The organism is Shewanella abyssi, from assembly GCF_023284025.1.
Taxonomy (GTDB): Bacteria; Pseudomonadota; Gammaproteobacteria; order Enterobacterales; family Shewanellaceae; genus Shewanella; species Shewanella abyssi.
Genome location: NZ_JAKIKR010000003.1, coordinates 151,408 through 167,866, shown reverse-complemented (window position 1 = coordinate 167,866; position 16,459 = coordinate 151,408). Strand labels below are relative to the sequence as shown.

The window sequence follows — 16,459 nt, the reverse complement described above, 5'->3', positions numbered from 1 at the left end:
TCTGTAATCGTTAAGCCGCTGCCAGGCTGTTGCTGGATCAAGTTCGTCCAATCCGCATGAGAACGTTTAGCCATATTAACTCCTGATGTAATAGTCAGTTGTTAAGATAGAACTTCAAAGCGGTAAGCTGAAGATGTACTTGGCCGGACGGTTACGGTGTATTCACTTATTCATAAATAAAAAAGTGTTATAAATAATAGTGTTATTTGAATTTTTTGATATGAGTCGACTCACCTAAGCGGAGAAGAGCCGAAAAAGTATCTGAATTTACCTGAAAAGCTCTAATTCGCTCCGACCCCTTTATCTTGATGTTAATCAAGAGTATCTCTTCGATTTGACGTTTAAATAGGTGTCATTTGTTTTTGCTTTTCTCCGTAAACTCTGAGGTTGCAGACTCTATTTGCTTGTTTCAATTAGGGTCTAAGTGAGCAAATGAACATATTCGTTTAGACCCTGTAATCACTTCTGGTTAAATAGCTAACGATTGGTAACAGACTCATAGGCAACTCGTTTAGCGTAATTAAGCGCATCCACAGCTGAAACGTTTATATCTGGTTTAATTCCGGTCTTTTCCCAATTCTGTTTGTTTATACTAATAACCGGTTTTGAAAGCGATATTCTGAAAATAAGTTCAGGGGTGACGGGCTGTACACCAACATAATATCCAGCACCTGCAGTCGTCTCACCAACAATTTCTGCTCTATTATTGGCCTGCATGACCCCCGCAAAAAACTCCGTTGCACTGGCTGATTGACCACTTGTTAGAATCCATATTGGGTAATCTTGTTGAAAGCGTTCATGTTTGGGATTGTTGCTATTTATTACGGAATATAATTGCTGGCCCTTTTGGTCTAACACTTCCCACAATGGCGTTTTATTTGGTAAAAAATAACCGAGTAAATACTGCACTAAATCTGGTGAGCCACCAATGGTATCGCGCAGATCGATAATCATGCCGTCACTTTGCTTTAAAAAGTTAAACGCTGCATCTGCGGTTTCTTTGGCTTTTTCATCAGAATGAAATTTATTGAATTTTAGATAACCAATATTGCCATCTAGGTAGCTAACTTGCTCAAACGCAAAGTTGTAGGTGAGCTTTCCTGTTTTGTGTTTAAGAATGTGAGTCACTTTTTTATTGGGCTTAATAGTGAACATGCTTAAGTGAGCGTCACCAGTAATATTCCGAATTTCTTTGCCAATAATTTCAGCAAAATCTTCGAGAGAATATATTGAGGCATATTGTCCTTGCTCGAACCTTGAAACCACAAATTGTTTGGTACTTGCCACAACTTCTGGTTCGATATAGTGCTGTTGCATAACAGAGAAGGTGTCATCAATTAACGTCCTTATTGCACTTTCAGAGAGGTGAGCTTGTGCAACGCTATGAGCTGGCAGCAGTAAACATAAACAGAGAAGACAGATGAAAGTGAGTGACATAATGAGTTTTGTTTTTAATCGATATCGCATAATAGACCTAAAATAATATTTGTGAGTTTGCGGGCTATCGAGATAGATCCCGCCAATTGAATAAGTCACAAGGAATTAAATTAAGGCGTTAATAAACTTATAGAGTAGGCTGCTTTCCTTCCAGCCGGACAATCTCAACTTGTCGCAAGCAACCTTTAAAAACCAGTCAATGTTGATCGGTACCGTTATTAAATAATCATCAGCATTTAAGAATCGAGCAAAGTGTTGTTCAATTTCGCCCCAGCGGGCAAATTGGCTGCTGTTTTGAAACTGACTTGCAGATGAAGTCGGTTGAGATAATGGACTTGCGTTAAGCGCGGATTCTTCACTGTCGGAAATCAAACTATATGTGTTGTGTTGAAGGCTTTGAGAGGAAACAGAAGTGAAAGAAAAAAGATTAATGGTTAGGCAATACAGCAGGCAACACGTCAGTATTGATGCAGAAAAGATGCTGAGCTTAGTCGTTGCTTTACTGTTGTCGCGATCCATCAGTCCGAAGTAATATCCTTATTATTAGGTGCTTCATTGTGTCAATTAATCCGACGAAATGCCAATTTTATTTAGATTTCTGGGTTTCAATTTCCTACTAGGTTAAATCATAAACCATAAACTGGGTCAGAGTAAAATTTAGCTGCGTTTATAATTCTGTGTCATTTCAAATAATATCAAAAGGCAGGAATGACACATGACTTAACCTTTTGGTTAAGCCTTTCAACCATATTTAGATTAGTTTTTATATGGAAATGGCTATTAACCTGAAGTTGACGAAATTATCTGCCAACTCACTTTGGTCGGATAAGCGGCACCTGTTACCAGGTGCCGCTCTCCTAAGAACCGTACGTGCAACTTTCACTGCATACGGCTCAAGCCTCCACTAAGGCGTACTACGTTACCCGGTAACCACTGGGGTTACCTTTGCAATACTAACTTGAAGCTTTGATACTTTCTGCTCTATGACTTTCCAATCGATGGATTGTCATTGAGGAAAGCAAGGAGAGGCACTAACTTCAGTTGAAGTCATCATTTGCGTTTCTCCATTAACAAAGTTCTTCTAATTTTCTTGCAACGGGAGACCAGCTGGAAGTGGGCTCACTTTCGTGACAGACACAAGTCTGTATCTGCATCATTACAATGCAGCTTTGGCTTTCTCCAGCCTCCTTTACCTGCACCACTATCGGCTATCTTCACAGATAACTTTCCCAACGGGAGCGATTCAGGCTTACCGTGTTCCGTATGAAGCGTAATGTCAGTTTAGATGCCCACTCTAGTGCGGAGAGCTTTATGACCACGAAAGAGCATTGCCCAATCTCTTTCCAGCTCTCGTTGCCTTTTTTGGCCACAGCGTATAAACCACTTCCGCTGCTTCTCATATAACGCACCTTACGTGGATTCACATATGTTCATCATACTGACTCCCTAGCACTTACCCGACTTGTGGTTATCAGGAAGAACGTCCTCTCACGATTCTGTTCCCGTCCAATGGACTTCGTTACATTGTCAGACTCGCTACTTTATTCAGAGTCTTAGGGTCATCTGATGATACAGATGGTTCACTCTTATCGTGGTGAACAACGCTTCATACGACTTCACGTCGCACGGGCATAAATGAGTTTGACGCTTCGATGAACTTGCTAGCAGCTTGTGCGCTGAGTGGCGTGTAAGCTTCTAAATCAGGGATGATTTAGCAGAGCCATCAGGGAAGATTTTACGGCGGCTTGCAAAGACACTAGCGCATTGGCTGCAGATCGTTGACCCTTACTCCAAATACAAAGCAAAGGTCGCTAGACTCCAGTCCAGAAGCGTTACTGGTGTGACGAATTGAATTAGCTATAAGTTGTTTCGGGGCATAAATGCTTTAGCATCTGACCTAAGTGGTTCCAATGACCTGCGGTGGTGCTGCATAAGAATGGGGGAGCGCCATAAGCTTTGTTTTATTAAAAAAATTAAGGCGCTACTTGATAGATCTAGCGTACTCGCTATTCTTTGCTGGAGAACGGGTCACTATCCTGAAAACACCGAGAATATTGAACATAGGTAATCCATTGAAAATAGATAAACTACCCATGAAGATAAAGCGTTCAGCCAGCAGAACCGTTGTCATTTTGCTCTGCTTTTTCACACTTGCTTGTAGTGATGTTCAACAGCAGAGTCAATCCACCGAGTCTGAGCCATCTAAGAAGCAATGCAATAACGCGTGGTTTGAAAAGGTTGAGCAACAAGTTATTACTGGCGATGGCCAAGGTCACGGCCCAGATTTAGGCTCGATAGAGTGGCGCTCAGTGGTGGAGTTTAAGTTAGGCGTTAGAGGCGATGAGTCATTACCTGCTGTCGATTCAGATCCTTGGTGCGCTTATATAGACCAGCATTTTATTAGGTAGCCTAAATTTTGGCAGCCGGGATAGCAGATTAGCGAGATAGTTTGCTGCTTTGCATAAGCTACAATTTCTCCGGCGTTTTGGCCCGTTATTAAATGTATTGTGATCGAGCGGGGGGATTTTGACTTAATACCTGTCACTCCAGCCGTGACATTGACCTTAGATCCCGATTAGAATCTCCAGCAACTTGCGTTATAGAGCAGCCCTTATGATCCAAAAAATAATTCCGACTAATATCATTACTGGCTTTCTTGGTGTCGGTAAGACCTCATTTATTAAAAGTTTGCTGAGTCAAAAACCGGTTGATGAAGTGTGGGCGGTGTTGGTCAATGAATTTGGTGAGATTGGTATTGATGCCGGCCTTTTAGGTAGCGAAACGCAGCAGATACAGATTAAAGAGGTGGCGGGGGGTTGTATGTGCTGCGCTGCTGGGTTACCTATGCAGGTAGCGATTAACCAGTTAATCGCTAAAGCCAAACCCGATAGGTTACTTATCGAACCAACGGGGCTCGGTCATCCTCAAGAGGTGCTTAAGGTGCTCACTCAAACGCATTATCAGCAAGTGTTAGCGATGAAAACATGCATCACCTTAGTGGATGCTAGAAAGCTCAACGACAGTCGCTATACCGAGCATGAGATTTTTAATCAGCAGTTACAAGTGGCAGATCTGGTATTGGCGAGCAAAGCGGATTGTTATGATGAGCCACTTATCGACACATTATCGGACTATATAGCTGCAGTCGATAATGGTGCTTTTGATCATACTCCAGCGAGCAACACAAACCATGACTCAATTAAAAAGAGTCTACGCAAGCATGTCGCTATTGAGCCATGGAGTACTCGACAGGTTAAGCAGTTAATGCCATCAATATTGGCACTGCTTAATCAGCCTCATGTACCGGTAGCAGAGCCGCGGCGACCGCAAAGTGTAAGCATATCTCCCGTCACCATAAAACAGCCAACACGGCTTTTAGATGCTAATTATAGCCCGCTGTTTTCCAAAGAGGTTAAGCCACAGCAAATAGAATTTGATGAACACGGCATTATGTGCAAAACCAAACATGCGGATGGATTTTACAGTTGTGGCTGGGTGTTTGATTTAAGTTATGAGTTCGACTTTGATAAGTTGTTGCACTTAATAAAAGGTTTAGAGGTTATGCGCCTAAAAGCGGTGATGATCACCGAAGAGGGCATTGCTGGGTTTAATGCTGTGGAGTCAGAATTGTCAATCGTTGAACTAGACGATGCGCTGGATTCAAGAATTGAATTGCTATCAATGTCAAAAATTGACCGTGAGGTTATCGAACAGGCACTCGTATCCACTTGTTCACGTCTTGGGTAACAAGGACCTCTGGATATTGCTTTTACTGGCAATGGCTATATCTGCTCAAGTGAAGTGCGTAAATGCTCTTATCAGCGAGGGTAAATGGGTATTAACTTGTTAATTTATTGTTTTATGAGAATTAGCTGTAAAAATAACCATCAAAAATGTAGAGTGCGAAAAGGAATCGTTATCGATGAATAGCATTGCCATTTTTTTGGGTGATGGCAAGTTTACGATATGAAGTTTTATAAAACAGGATGTTAAAAATGAAATTATTTCCCAAAGCAATATTGATAACGGCATTGTCTGTTTCAATGTTTACGCTAAGTCCGTTATCAGCCTCTGAATTTGGCGATACTTACAAAGCCTACACCGCCGCGGTCGCTGCAGATAACAGTGCTGATATTGAGTTATATGCAGTTAAAGCTTATGAGTTAGGAAAAGCTAAGTTTGGAGCCGATAGCCTTGATACCGCTGTGCTAGCGCTAAATGCGGGAAGTGCATTACTTGATAATACTCCTAAAAATACTTATGCCGAAGAAAGTGCAGCAAAGGCGAAGAAGCTCAAGTTGCAGGCATTTGAGTTGTATCAAGCCGCGCTAGTGATTTATAGCAAAAGTTATGCTGATGATGCGGTTGAGCTGATTGACCCTTTGATGGGGTTAGCTGATTCCAGCAGTAAACAGGACGCCAGAGAGTACTTGGATGATGCGTTAGATATTGCAGAAAAGTCAGACAATGCAATGCTTGTGGCTGATACACAGATGGCCTATTTTAAAATGCTATCAGCTAGCCGCTATTACACCCGCACCGTACGTAATCATGGGCTAGATGCCTATGAAACTTACCAGACGTTACTGCCCGAAAACTCAATGAAACGGGTATTGGCTGCGTTTACCGTGGGTTCGATTGAGTATGCGGAGAAACATTTCGATAAAGCGGAAACAGCATTACTCTATGTGATAAAACAGTTTGAAGCTTTGGAGTTTGATCACCCTTACTTGCTCGCGGCACATGCCAAATTGGTTGAGATTTATGAAATTCAAGGCGAAAGTGACAAGTCAACTCAGCACTGTATGGCTATTGGTAGTATGACGCCTTGGTCTGACGCACAAGAGCAAACGCCACTATTTAGAGTTCATCCTGTGTATCCGATGTCATACTTGCAGAGAAGAAAGGAGGGCTGGAGTCAAGTTAGCTTTACTGTTAATGAAATGGGCTTTGTGGTTAATCCGGTCATTCTCGCTTCAAAAGGTGGCTCAGGTTTTAACAAGGCGTCACTTGAAGCGTTAAAGAAGTGGCGTTACGCGCCTAAGTTTGTCGATGGAAAAGCTGTTTCTGCGGACTCGACGGTGCAGTTAGATTACACGATGCAGTAATTACAAATCGTGTAAAAAAATGAGGTGACTCAAAAAGAGCACCTCATTTTTTACAGATAACTATTTAACTAGATAACTAGGTTAGATACACGTTCAAACTACAGGCACCATGTGCACCAACCACCAGTGCTTGTTCAATATCCGCCGTCTTTGAAGGCCCTGCGATATAGGTTCCAAACTCGCCAGGTGCTAATGTGATTAAATTAGCCGCTTGATGCATATTGGCGACAATGCTTTTAGCCTCGATGACCAGCAATAGATTCTCACAAATGAAGGGGGTCACTCGGTGGCCAAGGTTTTTGTTATTCACCCAGATAGCACCATTTTCTGCCACTCCTACATCGCCAGGGATCACGGCATAGTCGATGTCTCTTAGCTCGTGAGCTGTCGCAGTGACTTCTCGGTTACCTTTAATGCCGTCAACCATAGAGATAACTTGCATACCTTGCGCGATATGCTTATCGATGGTGGCTTGCAAGTTAGCGAGCCCACCATCACGGTGCAGCGTACCTGCAACCGTAGTTAGATTCGCCTCGAACTGACCGACTAAATCATCTATGCGTGGTGCAATATCAAAACATGGCATAGGTTGTGGTTCAATCGCTACACTTTTTAGCGCATTAAAAATTTCTTGTTTGCTAGACATGCTATTAACCTCTGTTTTTCTTAAACCAAGCTTCAAAACTGGAGTTTGGTGCTACGGGTAGCTCGCGATATTTACCCCATGCGCCAGAGAAAGGCTTCAATAAACTGCCGGGGAGCATTCTTAACGCGGTTCTGGCTATTGCCATTGAGCAGTTGAGTGCCGTTTCGCTGGCCATAAACTTACCGACTAATGGCATGTAATTGGATTTACCGTAGGGCAATTTACCTGCTTCAGCTTTGAGTCTTCTATGGTGGTGGATAATCTTGTCTAACGGCACTTTTGTTGGGCAAACGTAAGAACAACTACCACACAAGGTACATGCCCAGGCGATAGAGTTGGTGTCATCATGTTGAGCCCCAACCGCGATACCGATAGGGCCTGGGATGGTGTAGTTGTAGCTATAGCCACCTGAACGGCGGTAAACCGGGCAAGTATTTAAACAACCACCACAGCGAATACATTTTAGTGATTCAGCAAGGATCTTATCTTTTAGCATGTCGGTACGGCCATTATCGACAATAATCACATGCATCTCACCACCGTCCTGCGGACCGCGGTAGAAAGAGCTGTAGGTAGTGATAGGTTGGCCGGTGGCGTTTCTTGCTAAGGTGCGTAGCAATACCGCAGCACTATCAAGATCGGGCACGACTTTATCAATTCCCATTGAGTGCAACTGCAACTTAGGTAAGTTTGCGCCCATATCGGCATTGCCTTCGTTGGTGCACACCACGACGGCGCCTTTGTCAGCAATCGCCATATTCACACCGGTCATTGCCGCATCGGCAGACAGAAACTGTTCACGCAGATGGCGACGAGCGGCACGGGTTAAGTAGAGTGGATCAGAGGCGCCAGCATCAGTGCCAAGCTTTTCATGGAATAAGTCACCCACTTCCTCTTTCTTCATATGGATAGCCGGTACCACAATGTGCGATGGTGGCATCTTGGCAAGCTGAATAATGCGCTCGCCTAAGTCGGTATCAATAACTTCTATACCACGCTCTTCCAAATAGGGATTCATGTGGCACTCTTCGGTGAGCATCGACTTAGATTTTACTATCTTCTTTACCTGATGCTTTGCCAAGATCTCATGCACAATGCGGTTATGCTCTGCGCCATCTTTAGCCCAGTGCACGCTAATATTATTCTTAATACAGTTTTGTTCAAACTTTTCTAAATAATCGGCCAAATGGCTTAGCGTATGCAGTTTCATCTCTGAGCCAATTTGGCGTAACTGTTCCCATTCTGGAATGCTTCCAGCGGCACGGTCGCGTTTTTCGCGCAGTGCCCATAGTGCTTTCGAGTGCCAATCAACGCGAGATTCATCTCTACAGAATATCTCCGCTTTATGGGCATGAACGTTGGATGTTGAAGTCGACATATCTGCTCCTAAAGTGCTGCGTTAATGATTTGCGCTATGTGGCGAGTTTCTATCGGTAATTTTTGGCGTCTGACCATACCGTCGATATGCAGTAAGCAAGAGGGATCGAATCCAACGGCATATTTGGCACCCGTTGCGGCGTGGGCTTGTGCTTTGTCTTTACCCATTTTGGCCGATACTGCACCTTCATCAACGGCAAAGGTGCCCCCAAATCCACAGCATTCGTCCGGTTTATCGGGATAGACAATATCGATTTCAGGAATAGCAGCAAGCACAGCTTCAAACTTGTTCATCCGTGGTCCCATCTGCTCGCTTGGCGTGGCCAAATCTAGCATGCGAATACCATGACAACTCATCTGTAGGCTGATTTTGTGCGGGAATGGCTTACTAAAAGCTGGGATCGGTGCAACGTCGTGTAAAAACTCAGTCAACTCATATAATTTTTCAATTACGGCTTGCGCTTCTGGGCTATCGTCGAACTCGTGAAAATTCTCTTTAGCGGCCACTAAGCATGATGCAGCAGGGCAGACGATGGCATCGCATTCAACACCCTTAAAGGCATTGAGCAGTTTTAATGTGGTTTTCTTGGCTTCGTTAAAACAGCCTGAGTTAGTCATTGGTTGGCCACAGCAGGTTTGACCTGCAGGCAAGATGACTTGGTGACCGAGCTTCTCTAGTAGTTCAAGTGTAGCGATCCCGACTTCTGGGACCATTTGATTGACTAGACACGGAATGAAAAGCGCTATCTTCATTGTGCATTCTCTTCTATTTGCTGACATTATTAGTGATTTAAGAGCCGTAAAAAGTCTGCAAGAAGCGGACGTTAATATAGACTCAATATTCGCTTTATATTTTTCTCACCGGCACAATATAGGCTTATAACCTTGTAAAAAGTAGTGCTAATTTAGCAAATAAGATTAACTATTTTTGCAAAAATGAAAATAGTGTAGGTACCTGTATAATAAGGCTATATTGAGTTAAAGCTCTAATCTTGAATAGGTAATGGATTAAAAGTGAATAGGGGGTAGGGGGCTTATATGTTGATGAAAAAGAAAACAATTCGGGGTAAAGGTTACCCCGAATTTTATAGGGTGTGCTTAACTATTTGCGAGCTGAGTGAGTCTGTATTAAACGCTCTCGAGCTGAAAGTATCCAAATTAGCATTGCTGGTGCTGACTCATTTACACATTCTAGCGACTACACTCCTCCAGCAGATAAGCAAGGTGACGATACGACACACCGCTATGCTGAGTTAAACCCACTTCGCACATACGGTTAGCGTAATAGCCCTCTTGCACATCAACTGGAATAAGTTTTTTGATGTTACGCAGTGCGCTGGCGTTAATTTCAGGTTTATAAAGCCCTTTCTCACCGGCATAGCCACAACAATCGACTCCCGCAGGTCGAATGACTTGGCTACTACATGCCTCGGCAATCGCTTCCATCTTAGCTTCAATCTTCATCTTACGAGCGCTGCAACCTAAATGAAGCGCAACTGCTGGTTTTTTACGGGTAATTGTTAGCTTATCGAGCAATTTATCATGGATGAAATCGACCATATCGACAATTTCAACCTTGTCAGCTAACGATGTGTCATCTGCAAGTGTACGGTAGGTACAAGACAAGGCATCGATAATGACTGGCAGCTTGCCGTCTTGGGACATGGCTGCAACCGCTGCTATGAGCTCTTTGCGTTTAGCGTCGGCATTGTTAAAGTCACCTTTTGATTCCCACATTTGGCCGCAACATAAGTCGCGGGTTTTCTCTGGGGTAATGACGTTATAGCCAGAACGCTCAAGTAAGGTGACCACGACCTCTGGCAGGGTTCTATTGTCAGGGTCTTTCGGGGTCGGACCAAAGGTACGTCCGCCACAGGCTGGGAAGTAGACCACGGTTTCCTGCCCAGGTATGGGTGCCGATAATTTAGGTAACTTGCCGCCTTTAGGGAAGTCAGGGTTCCAGTAAGGCACTTCTTTGCTCACCACTCTACCCGCTTTCATAATGGCGCCTGTGATACCACTGCCGGTGATTTTATGAAGGGTGCTGAGAGCATCGAACCCGGTGCTGATGACTTGGTTCACGACGCCAAAATGGTTAGCTTGGAAGTCGAGTACCTTTTGCTCCGTGGTACTGATGTATGGCGTTCTAAGCTTACGCACTAGCTGGCCCATACTGGTGTCTACTGGGCAAGCTATGGTACACAGCTGACAAGCGACGCAAGTATCGACCACATCGTATTTTGCTGCTGCACGCATCTCGCTCGGAGCTTGTTTGTCGCCAGATTGCTCAAGGCGTTCAATTTCACGCAGGGTCGCAATACGTTGGCGTGGTGACATGCTTAAGGCTGATGTTGGGCAGGTCTTCTCGCAGAAACCACACTCAATACACTTATCGATAAAGTCATCAACGACAGGGCATGGCTTAATGTTCTTAACGTGAACTTGGCTGTCGTCGTTGAGAATAACGCCCGGATTTAACAGGCCTTCTGGGTCAAATATGTGTTTAATGCGCTTCATTAAGGTGTAGGCATCGCTGCCCCATTCCATCTCAACAAACGGTGCCACAGCACGTCCGGTGCCGTGTTCAGCCTTCATTGAACCATCGTACTTGTTGATCACCATCTCGGCGACATCTTGCATAAAGGCATGGAAGCGCTCGATATCTGCCTGAGTGTTGAATGTTGGCGTGATAATGAAGTGGAAGTTACCCGCTAACGCATGGCCATAGATAACGCCTTCTGGGTAGTTATGCTTAGTAAATAGTTCAGTCAGGTCGTTGGCCGCTTCAGCAAGATGTTTAAGCTCAAAGGCGACATCTTCAATAATAACCGTGGTACCTTTAGGGCGCTCACCACCAATAATCGGGAATAGTCCCGAACGCATTGCCCAGTATTGACTAAATACTGCAGGGTCATCACTGAAGGCAATAGGACGCTCCGTTTCAATGTGAGCTAACTTGGCAATAACATCCTGAGTATAGCCTTCAAGAGTGTCTTTATCGTTAGCACGAGACTCAATCAACAGTATCGATGCGCCTTCAGGAAGCTCGGATAGCCACAGTGGCATCCCCGCTTTACCTGTTACCGCTTTGATTGATGCCCAGTCGAGTAACTCGGCTGCAGCAACACTGTTACCGACCAAAGGCGGGATCGACTTTGCAGCATCTTCCATATTGAAAAATACTGCCATGGCTGAGGCCTTAAAGCGTGCTTCATCAACAGTGTTGTAGGTGACCTCTTCAACAAAGGCTAATGTGCCTTCAGCGCCCACAATGAGGTGGTTGATAAGCTCAAACGGATCGTTAAAGTCAACCAATGCATTAAGGCTATAACCGGTGGTGTTCTTGATGGAAAACTTCTTGCGAATGCGATCGGCGAGGGTTTGATTACTCAGGGTCATCTCCGCCAGGTCGAGCAATGACTTGATAAGCTCAGGATGTGATTGAGTAAACGCGGCTTTTGAAGTTTCACAACCGGTATCGAGCTCAGTGCCATCGGCAAATAATAGCTTTGCCGAGGCGATGGTTTGATAGCTGTTTTGCGCTGTACCGCAGCACATACCAGAGGCGTTGTTGGATACGATGCCGCCAATCATTGCAGCGGCAAGTGTGGCCGGATCTGGACCGATTTTTTTATTGAACGGTTTTAAGGCAGCGTTGGCATCAGCGCCAATGACAGCAGTGCCTAAGGTAATTTGGCTGGCATCATCGCTGACGATTAAGGTTCTAAAACCATCGTGGCCTAAGATAAGCAGAATACCTTCTCCAATTGCTTGCCCTGACAGGCTAGTGCCTGCCGCTCTAAATGTGACTGGCGCGCCATAGGTACGGGCGATAGCAAGCGTGCGTTTTGCTTGCTCTAAGGTATCGGCATGAACGACTATTTCTGGCACGATACGGAAATAACTTGCGTCAGTGGACCAAGCAAAGCGGCGCACAGGATCGTTAGTGGCGGCATCTTCACCAATTTGCTTACGTAAATCTCTTAATAAAGCTTCATAATTGACCGACATTGATTTATCTCTAAACACTTGCTTGAGCGAATAAAGCCGCAGCAGACGCGGCTTTTCGATATTATTATTCTATTTTCTCTTGCGAACCGTTAACTTTAGCTGAGATTAAAAGCCATCCCAAATTGCGGCGATGGTGCCTGCGACTAAAGCATAGCCCAGCGCAGCCGGCATAGAGGCCAAGCTTGACCTGTTATCTGCAGAGTTTAGGACGGAATCACCATAGGTGCAGAGATCCACTGTCAAGGGTATTGCTGTTAAATCACAGGGAATGGGGAATGAGTCAAGGTCAGCAGCAATACCGTTGACCTTGGCTTTAGCGACCGCGAGCGTTAAAAGAGTTTGCTACCCCAACCTAATTTAGACCGCAATACGTGGAAGTAGTTGTGTCCCTTAGGGTGGATAAGTCTTAGGGTATCTGGGCTGCGTTTAATGATAATCTCATCGCCAGGCAGGACTGACAGATTGACGTGGCCGTCACAACTGACCTCTAAATTATCGCCATTGTGAGGCGATACAACCAGCTTAATGATGCTACAGGAATCGACCACAATCGGTCTGCAAGAAAGCGTGTGTGGGAACATAGGGACTAAGATAATAGCTTCCAGATTGGGGGTGAGAATAGCCCCTCCCGCAGATAACGAGTATGCTGTAGAGCCAGTAGGTGTTGATACGATCATCCCATCGGCGCGTTGGCTATACATAAATTGTTCGTCGATATAGACTTCAAACTCAATCATGTGAGCGATTTTACCGGGGTGGAGAACCGCCTCATTAACCGCAGTGTTGCACGACTTTAACTCGCCATGACGATGAACTTCTGCTTCGAGTAAAAAACGCTGTTCAGTATTAAACTCCCCCTCCAGTACTTTCGAGAGCGCTTCTTCAAAAGAATCAGGGGGTAAATCAGTCAGGAACCCCAAGTTACCGCGGTTGACGCCGATGACTGCGATATCAAATCTCGCCAGTACTCGGGCAGCACCCAGCATATTACCGTCACCGCCGACCACAATGGCTAAATCACATTGGGCACCAATTTCTAATAGATCGACCGAACGCGTATGTGAGCCAATGTCGGCGGCAACACGCTCCTCAACCAAGACGCTATAGTCTTGCATTGTTAACCAGTGGTGCAATCTCTTTAGGGTGAGATTGGTTCCATCATGGTTAGGTTTACCAATAAGTCCGATAGTGTGAAAGCTATTGCTCATATTTGTGTCAGATCCGGCATTAGGCCTTGAAACCTTAAAATTGATCCCCATAATATGCCCAGAGCATGCAGAAACAAAGCATTTTTAGCTGGAGCAAAAATGAGCAACGAAACAAATAAAGCACAAGATAACCAAATTGACGAGCAAGTTGAAACAATTGTTGAGGGCGAGTTACTAAGCGAAGCTAGTGACGAAGTCTCTTTAATGGATGAACTGACTCAAGCAAACTTTCGCGTTGAAGAGTTAGAGAAAGCGTTGCAAGAAGCACAATCAACAGTGGCCTCACAAAAAGACTCAGTGATCCGAGCTGCAGCCGAAGTCGACAATATTCGCCGCCGCGCCGCCATTGATGTTGAAAAAGCACGTAAGTTTGCACTTGAAAAATTTGCTAACGAGCTACTTCCTGTATTAGACAATATGGAGCGTGCGCTTCAAGGTTCTGACGCAGAAGCTGAAGCGACCAAAGCGATTTATCAAGGTGTTGAACTCACTGCAAAGAGCTTTGTGAGTGCGGTTGAGAAATTTGGACTGACGCAAGTTGATCCACAAGGTGAAACCTTTAATCCTGAACTTCATCAGGCTATCGGTATGCAGCCAAGCACAGATTTCCCTGCCAATACGGTAATGATGGTAATGCAGAAAGGTTATACCCTTAACGAGCGTCTACTACGCCCGGCAATGGTGATGGTTTCTCAGGGTTAATTCTGATAGTTATACTTTGAAACAAGCTTTTAAACTAAAAAGGACTGCCAATGCAGTCCTTTTTTATATGGGTAAGATAATTGTTTTAGCTAGATTTACCTTAGGCTAGATAGTCTTCAATCTGCCTTTGAATACCCGCGGCATCAAGTCCAAGCTCACTGATGATCTCATCTGGTGCGCCGTGCTTAATAAATTCATCGGGCAGGCCAATCTGCAATACCGGTTTTGGCAGCTTGAGTGTTTGCAGTAACTCAAGTACGCCAGAGCCAGCACCGCCCATAATGGCGTTCTCTTCAACTGTGACTAATACGTCATGGCTTTGAGCCAACTCTTTGACCAAATCCACATCCAGCGGTTTAACAAAACGCATGTCAGCAACGGTGGCATCGAGTGCTTCAGCGGCGACCAAGCTATTGGCGAGTGTGGTACCAAAGTTGAGGATGGCAACCTTTTGGCCACGGCGCTTTATTAAGCCTTTACCAATGGGCACAGCCGTCATGGTTTCAACTTGTTTTGCGCCAGTGGCGCTGCCACGAGGGTAGCGCACTGCTGTCGGCCCCGCTTTATAGCAATAACCGGTGTAGAGCATCTGTCGACATTCATTCTCATCAGACGGCGTCATAATCACCATATTGGGCACTGCTCGCATAAAGCTCAAGTCGAATGCACCTTGGTGAGTAGGGCCATCGGCGCCAACGATACCGCCGCGATCGATTGCAAACACAACCGGCAGCTTTTGCAGCGCCACATCATGAATGAGTTGATCGTAACCACGTTGTAAGAACGTTGAATAGATAGCAACAACAGGCGCGAAACCTTCACAGGCAAAGCCTGCGGCCAATGTCACTGCATGTTGCTCGGCGATGGCTGCATCAAAATACTGATTCGGGAAACGCTGTGAAAACTCAACCATACCCGAGCCTTCGCGCATGGCAGGGGTGATAGCAAGTAGCTTTTCATCTTTGTCAGCGATATCACAAAGCCATTTACCGAACACCTGTGAAAAGGTTGGGTCACTGGGTTTGCTTTTTGGTTTTTCAAAGGTCGATGGATCAAACTTTGGCACCGCATGCCAGCCGATAGGATCTTTCTCTGCCGGCTCATAACCACGACCTTTTTTAGTCATGATATGTAAAATCTGTGGCCCTCTGAGATTACGCATATTACGCAGGGTCTCAACCAATGCATCAACATCATGGCCATCAATAGGACCAATATAGTTAAAGCCTAGCTCTTCAAACATGGTGCCGGGAACAACCATGCCTTTAAGATGTTCTTCGGTGCGTTTAGCCATCTCTTTAATAACAGGCATGCCTTCGAGCACTTTTTTACTGCTTTCACGAATGGTGGTGTAGAACCGACCCGACATAAGCTGCGCAAGGTGGTTGTTGAGTGCGCCAACGTTTTCAGAGATAGACATCTCATTATCATTGAGGATCACCAACATATCCTTGTGCAGATCACCTGCATGGTTCATGGCTTCAAACACCATGCCACCGGTCATGGCGCCATCTCCAATAACAGAAACCACTTTACGACCCGCTTGCTCTTTATCAGCAGCAACTGCCATCGCGAGTGCTGCACTGACAGAGGTACCTGAATGGCCTACGCTGAAGGTGTCATATTCACTCTCTTCACGCCAAGGGAAGGGGTGGATGCCCCCTTTTTGGCGGATGGTGTGCATTCTTTCACGGCGACCCGTCAAAATTTTATGGGGGTAAGCCTGGTGGCCAACATCCCAAATTAATCGGTCAAATGGCGTGTTATAGACATAGTGAATCGCCACCGTCAGCTCGACGGTGCCTAGTCCTGAGGCGAAATGGCCACTTGATTTACCCACTGACTTCAAAAGGAAACCTCTAAGTTCATTTGCCAGTTGTGGCAAAACGGCTTGAGGGAGCTGTCTTAGCTCATCAGGGGTGTTTGCCTGTGCAAGCACAGGAAATTGAGAAATATCAAAACTCATATCG

The 16,459-nt window shown here is 45.1% G+C and carries 12 protein-coding genes; 4 read left to right on the top strand and 8 right to left on the bottom strand.

Annotation, left to right across the window (positions count from 1 at the left end):
• Positions 1-477: 477 nt before the first annotated feature.
• Positions 478-1,437: a S41 family peptidase gene (locus tag L2755_RS02955; protein WP_283102707.1), complete on the bottom strand. Its 960-nt coding sequence runs from the start codon at positions 1,435-1,437 to the stop codon at positions 478-480.
• Positions 1,438-1,542: 105 nt separating this feature from the next.
• Complete coding sequence (locus L2755_RS02950) at positions 1,543-1,956, bottom strand: hypothetical protein (protein WP_248979262.1); 414 nt, start codon at positions 1,954-1,956, stop codon at positions 1,543-1,545.
• 1,553 nt (positions 1,957-3,509) lie between these two features.
• On the opposite strand from L2755_RS02950, the gene L2755_RS02945 reads away from it, so the two are divergent.
• The 3 genes from L2755_RS02945 to L2755_RS02935 all read left to right on the top strand — a co-directional run bounded on the left by L2755_RS02945 (position 3,510) and on the right by L2755_RS02935 (position 6,545).
• The gene (locus tag L2755_RS02945) at positions 3,510-3,845 is read left to right on the top strand and encodes a hypothetical protein (protein WP_248979261.1); all 336 of its coding nucleotides are present in this window, start codon (positions 3,510-3,512) and stop codon (positions 3,843-3,845) included.
• Between the two features lie 205 nt (positions 3,846-4,050).
• On the top strand, positions 4,051-5,184 hold the full coding sequence (locus tag L2755_RS02940) for a CobW family GTP-binding protein (protein WP_248979260.1): 1,134 nt from the start codon (positions 4,051-4,053) through the stop codon (positions 5,182-5,184).
• A gap of 248 nt (positions 5,185-5,432) precedes the next feature.
• Positions 5,433-6,545 carry a TonB family protein gene (locus L2755_RS02935; protein WP_428847771.1) on the top strand — a complete coding sequence of 371 codons (1,113 nt, stop codon included), beginning with the start codon at positions 5,433-5,435 and terminating at the stop codon, positions 6,543-6,545.
• A gap of 76 nt (positions 6,546-6,621) precedes the next feature.
• Here the strand turns inward: L2755_RS02935 and L2755_RS02930 are convergent, their stop codons facing one another.
• The 5 genes from L2755_RS02930 to nadK all read right to left on the bottom strand — a co-directional run bounded on the left by L2755_RS02930 (position 6,622) and on the right by nadK (position 13,787).
• Positions 6,622-7,191: a LutC/YkgG family protein gene (locus L2755_RS02930; protein ID WP_248979258.1), complete on the bottom strand. Its 570-nt coding sequence runs from the start codon at positions 7,189-7,191 to the stop codon at positions 6,622-6,624.
• Positions 7,192-7,195: 4 nt separating this feature from the next.
• On the bottom strand, positions 7,196-8,569 hold the full coding sequence (locus tag L2755_RS02925; protein WP_248979257.1) for a lactate utilization protein B: 1,374 nt from the start codon (positions 8,567-8,569) through the stop codon (positions 7,196-7,198).
• 8 nt (positions 8,570-8,577) lie between these two features.
• Complete coding sequence (locus L2755_RS02920; RefSeq protein ID WP_248979256.1) at positions 8,578-9,321, bottom strand: (Fe-S)-binding protein; 744 nt, start codon at positions 9,319-9,321, stop codon at positions 8,578-8,580.
• Positions 9,322-9,759: 438 nt separating this feature from the next.
• Positions 9,760-12,579, bottom strand: a complete 2,820-nt coding sequence (locus L2755_RS02915; protein ID WP_248979255.1) for an FAD-binding and (Fe-S)-binding domain-containing protein — start codon at positions 12,577-12,579, stop codon at positions 9,760-9,762.
• A gap of 329 nt (positions 12,580-12,908) precedes the next feature.
• Complete coding sequence (gene nadK, locus L2755_RS02910; protein ID WP_248979254.1) at positions 12,909-13,787, bottom strand: NAD(+) kinase; 879 nt, start codon at positions 13,785-13,787, stop codon at positions 12,909-12,911.
• Positions 13,788-13,886: 99 nt separating this feature from the next.
• On the opposite strand from nadK, the gene grpE reads away from it, so the two are divergent.
• Positions 13,887-14,489, top strand: a complete 603-nt coding sequence (gene grpE / locus L2755_RS02905) for a nucleotide exchange factor GrpE (protein WP_248979253.1) — start codon at positions 13,887-13,889, stop codon at positions 14,487-14,489.
• 100 nt (positions 14,490-14,589) lie between these two features.
• Here grpE and dxs read toward each other — a convergent pair whose 3' ends face one another.
• Complete coding sequence (dxs, locus tag L2755_RS02900; RefSeq protein ID WP_248979252.1) at positions 14,590-16,455, bottom strand: 1-deoxy-D-xylulose-5-phosphate synthase; 1,866 nt, start codon at positions 16,453-16,455, stop codon at positions 14,590-14,592.
• Positions 16,456-16,459 lie beyond the last annotated feature (4 nt).

Bases quoted from the DNA above. Each gene is read 5' to 3' on its own strand.
- L2755_RS02955 (WP_283102707.1), bottom strand. From the start codon at position 1,437: ATGTCACTCACTTTCATCTGTCTTCTCTGTTTATGTTTACTGCTGCCA.
- L2755_RS02950 (WP_248979262.1), bottom strand. From the start codon at position 1,956: ATGGATCGCGACAACAGTAAAGCAACGACTAAGCTCAGCATCTTTTCT.
- L2755_RS02940 (WP_248979260.1), top strand. From the start codon at position 4,051: ATGATCCAAAAAATAATTCCGACTAATATCATTACTGGCTTTCTTGGT.
- L2755_RS02935 (WP_428847771.1), top strand. From the start codon at position 5,433: ATGAAATTATTTCCCAAAGCAATATTGATAACGGCATTGTCTGTTTCA.
- L2755_RS02930 (WP_248979258.1), bottom strand. From the start codon at position 7,191: ATGTCTAGCAAACAAGAAATTTTTAATGCGCTAAAAAGTGTAGCGATT.
- L2755_RS02925 (WP_248979257.1), bottom strand. From the start codon at position 8,569: ATGTCGACTTCAACATCCAACGTTCATGCCCATAAAGCGGAGATATTC.
- L2755_RS02920 (WP_248979256.1), bottom strand. From the start codon at position 9,321: ATGAAGATAGCGCTTTTCATTCCGTGTCTAGTCAATCAAATGGTCCCA.
- L2755_RS02915 (WP_248979255.1), bottom strand. From the start codon at position 12,579: ATGTCGGTCAATTATGAAGCTTTATTAAGAGATTTACGTAAGCAAATT.
- nadK (WP_248979254.1), bottom strand. From the start codon at position 13,787: ATGAGCAATAGCTTTCACACTATCGGACTTATTGGTAAACCTAACCAT.
- grpE (WP_248979253.1), top strand. From the start codon at position 13,887: ATGAGCAACGAAACAAATAAAGCACAAGATAACCAAATTGACGAGCAA.
- dxs (WP_248979252.1), bottom strand. From the start codon at position 16,455: ATGAGTTTTGATATTTCTCAATTTCCTGTGCTTGCACAGGCAAACACC.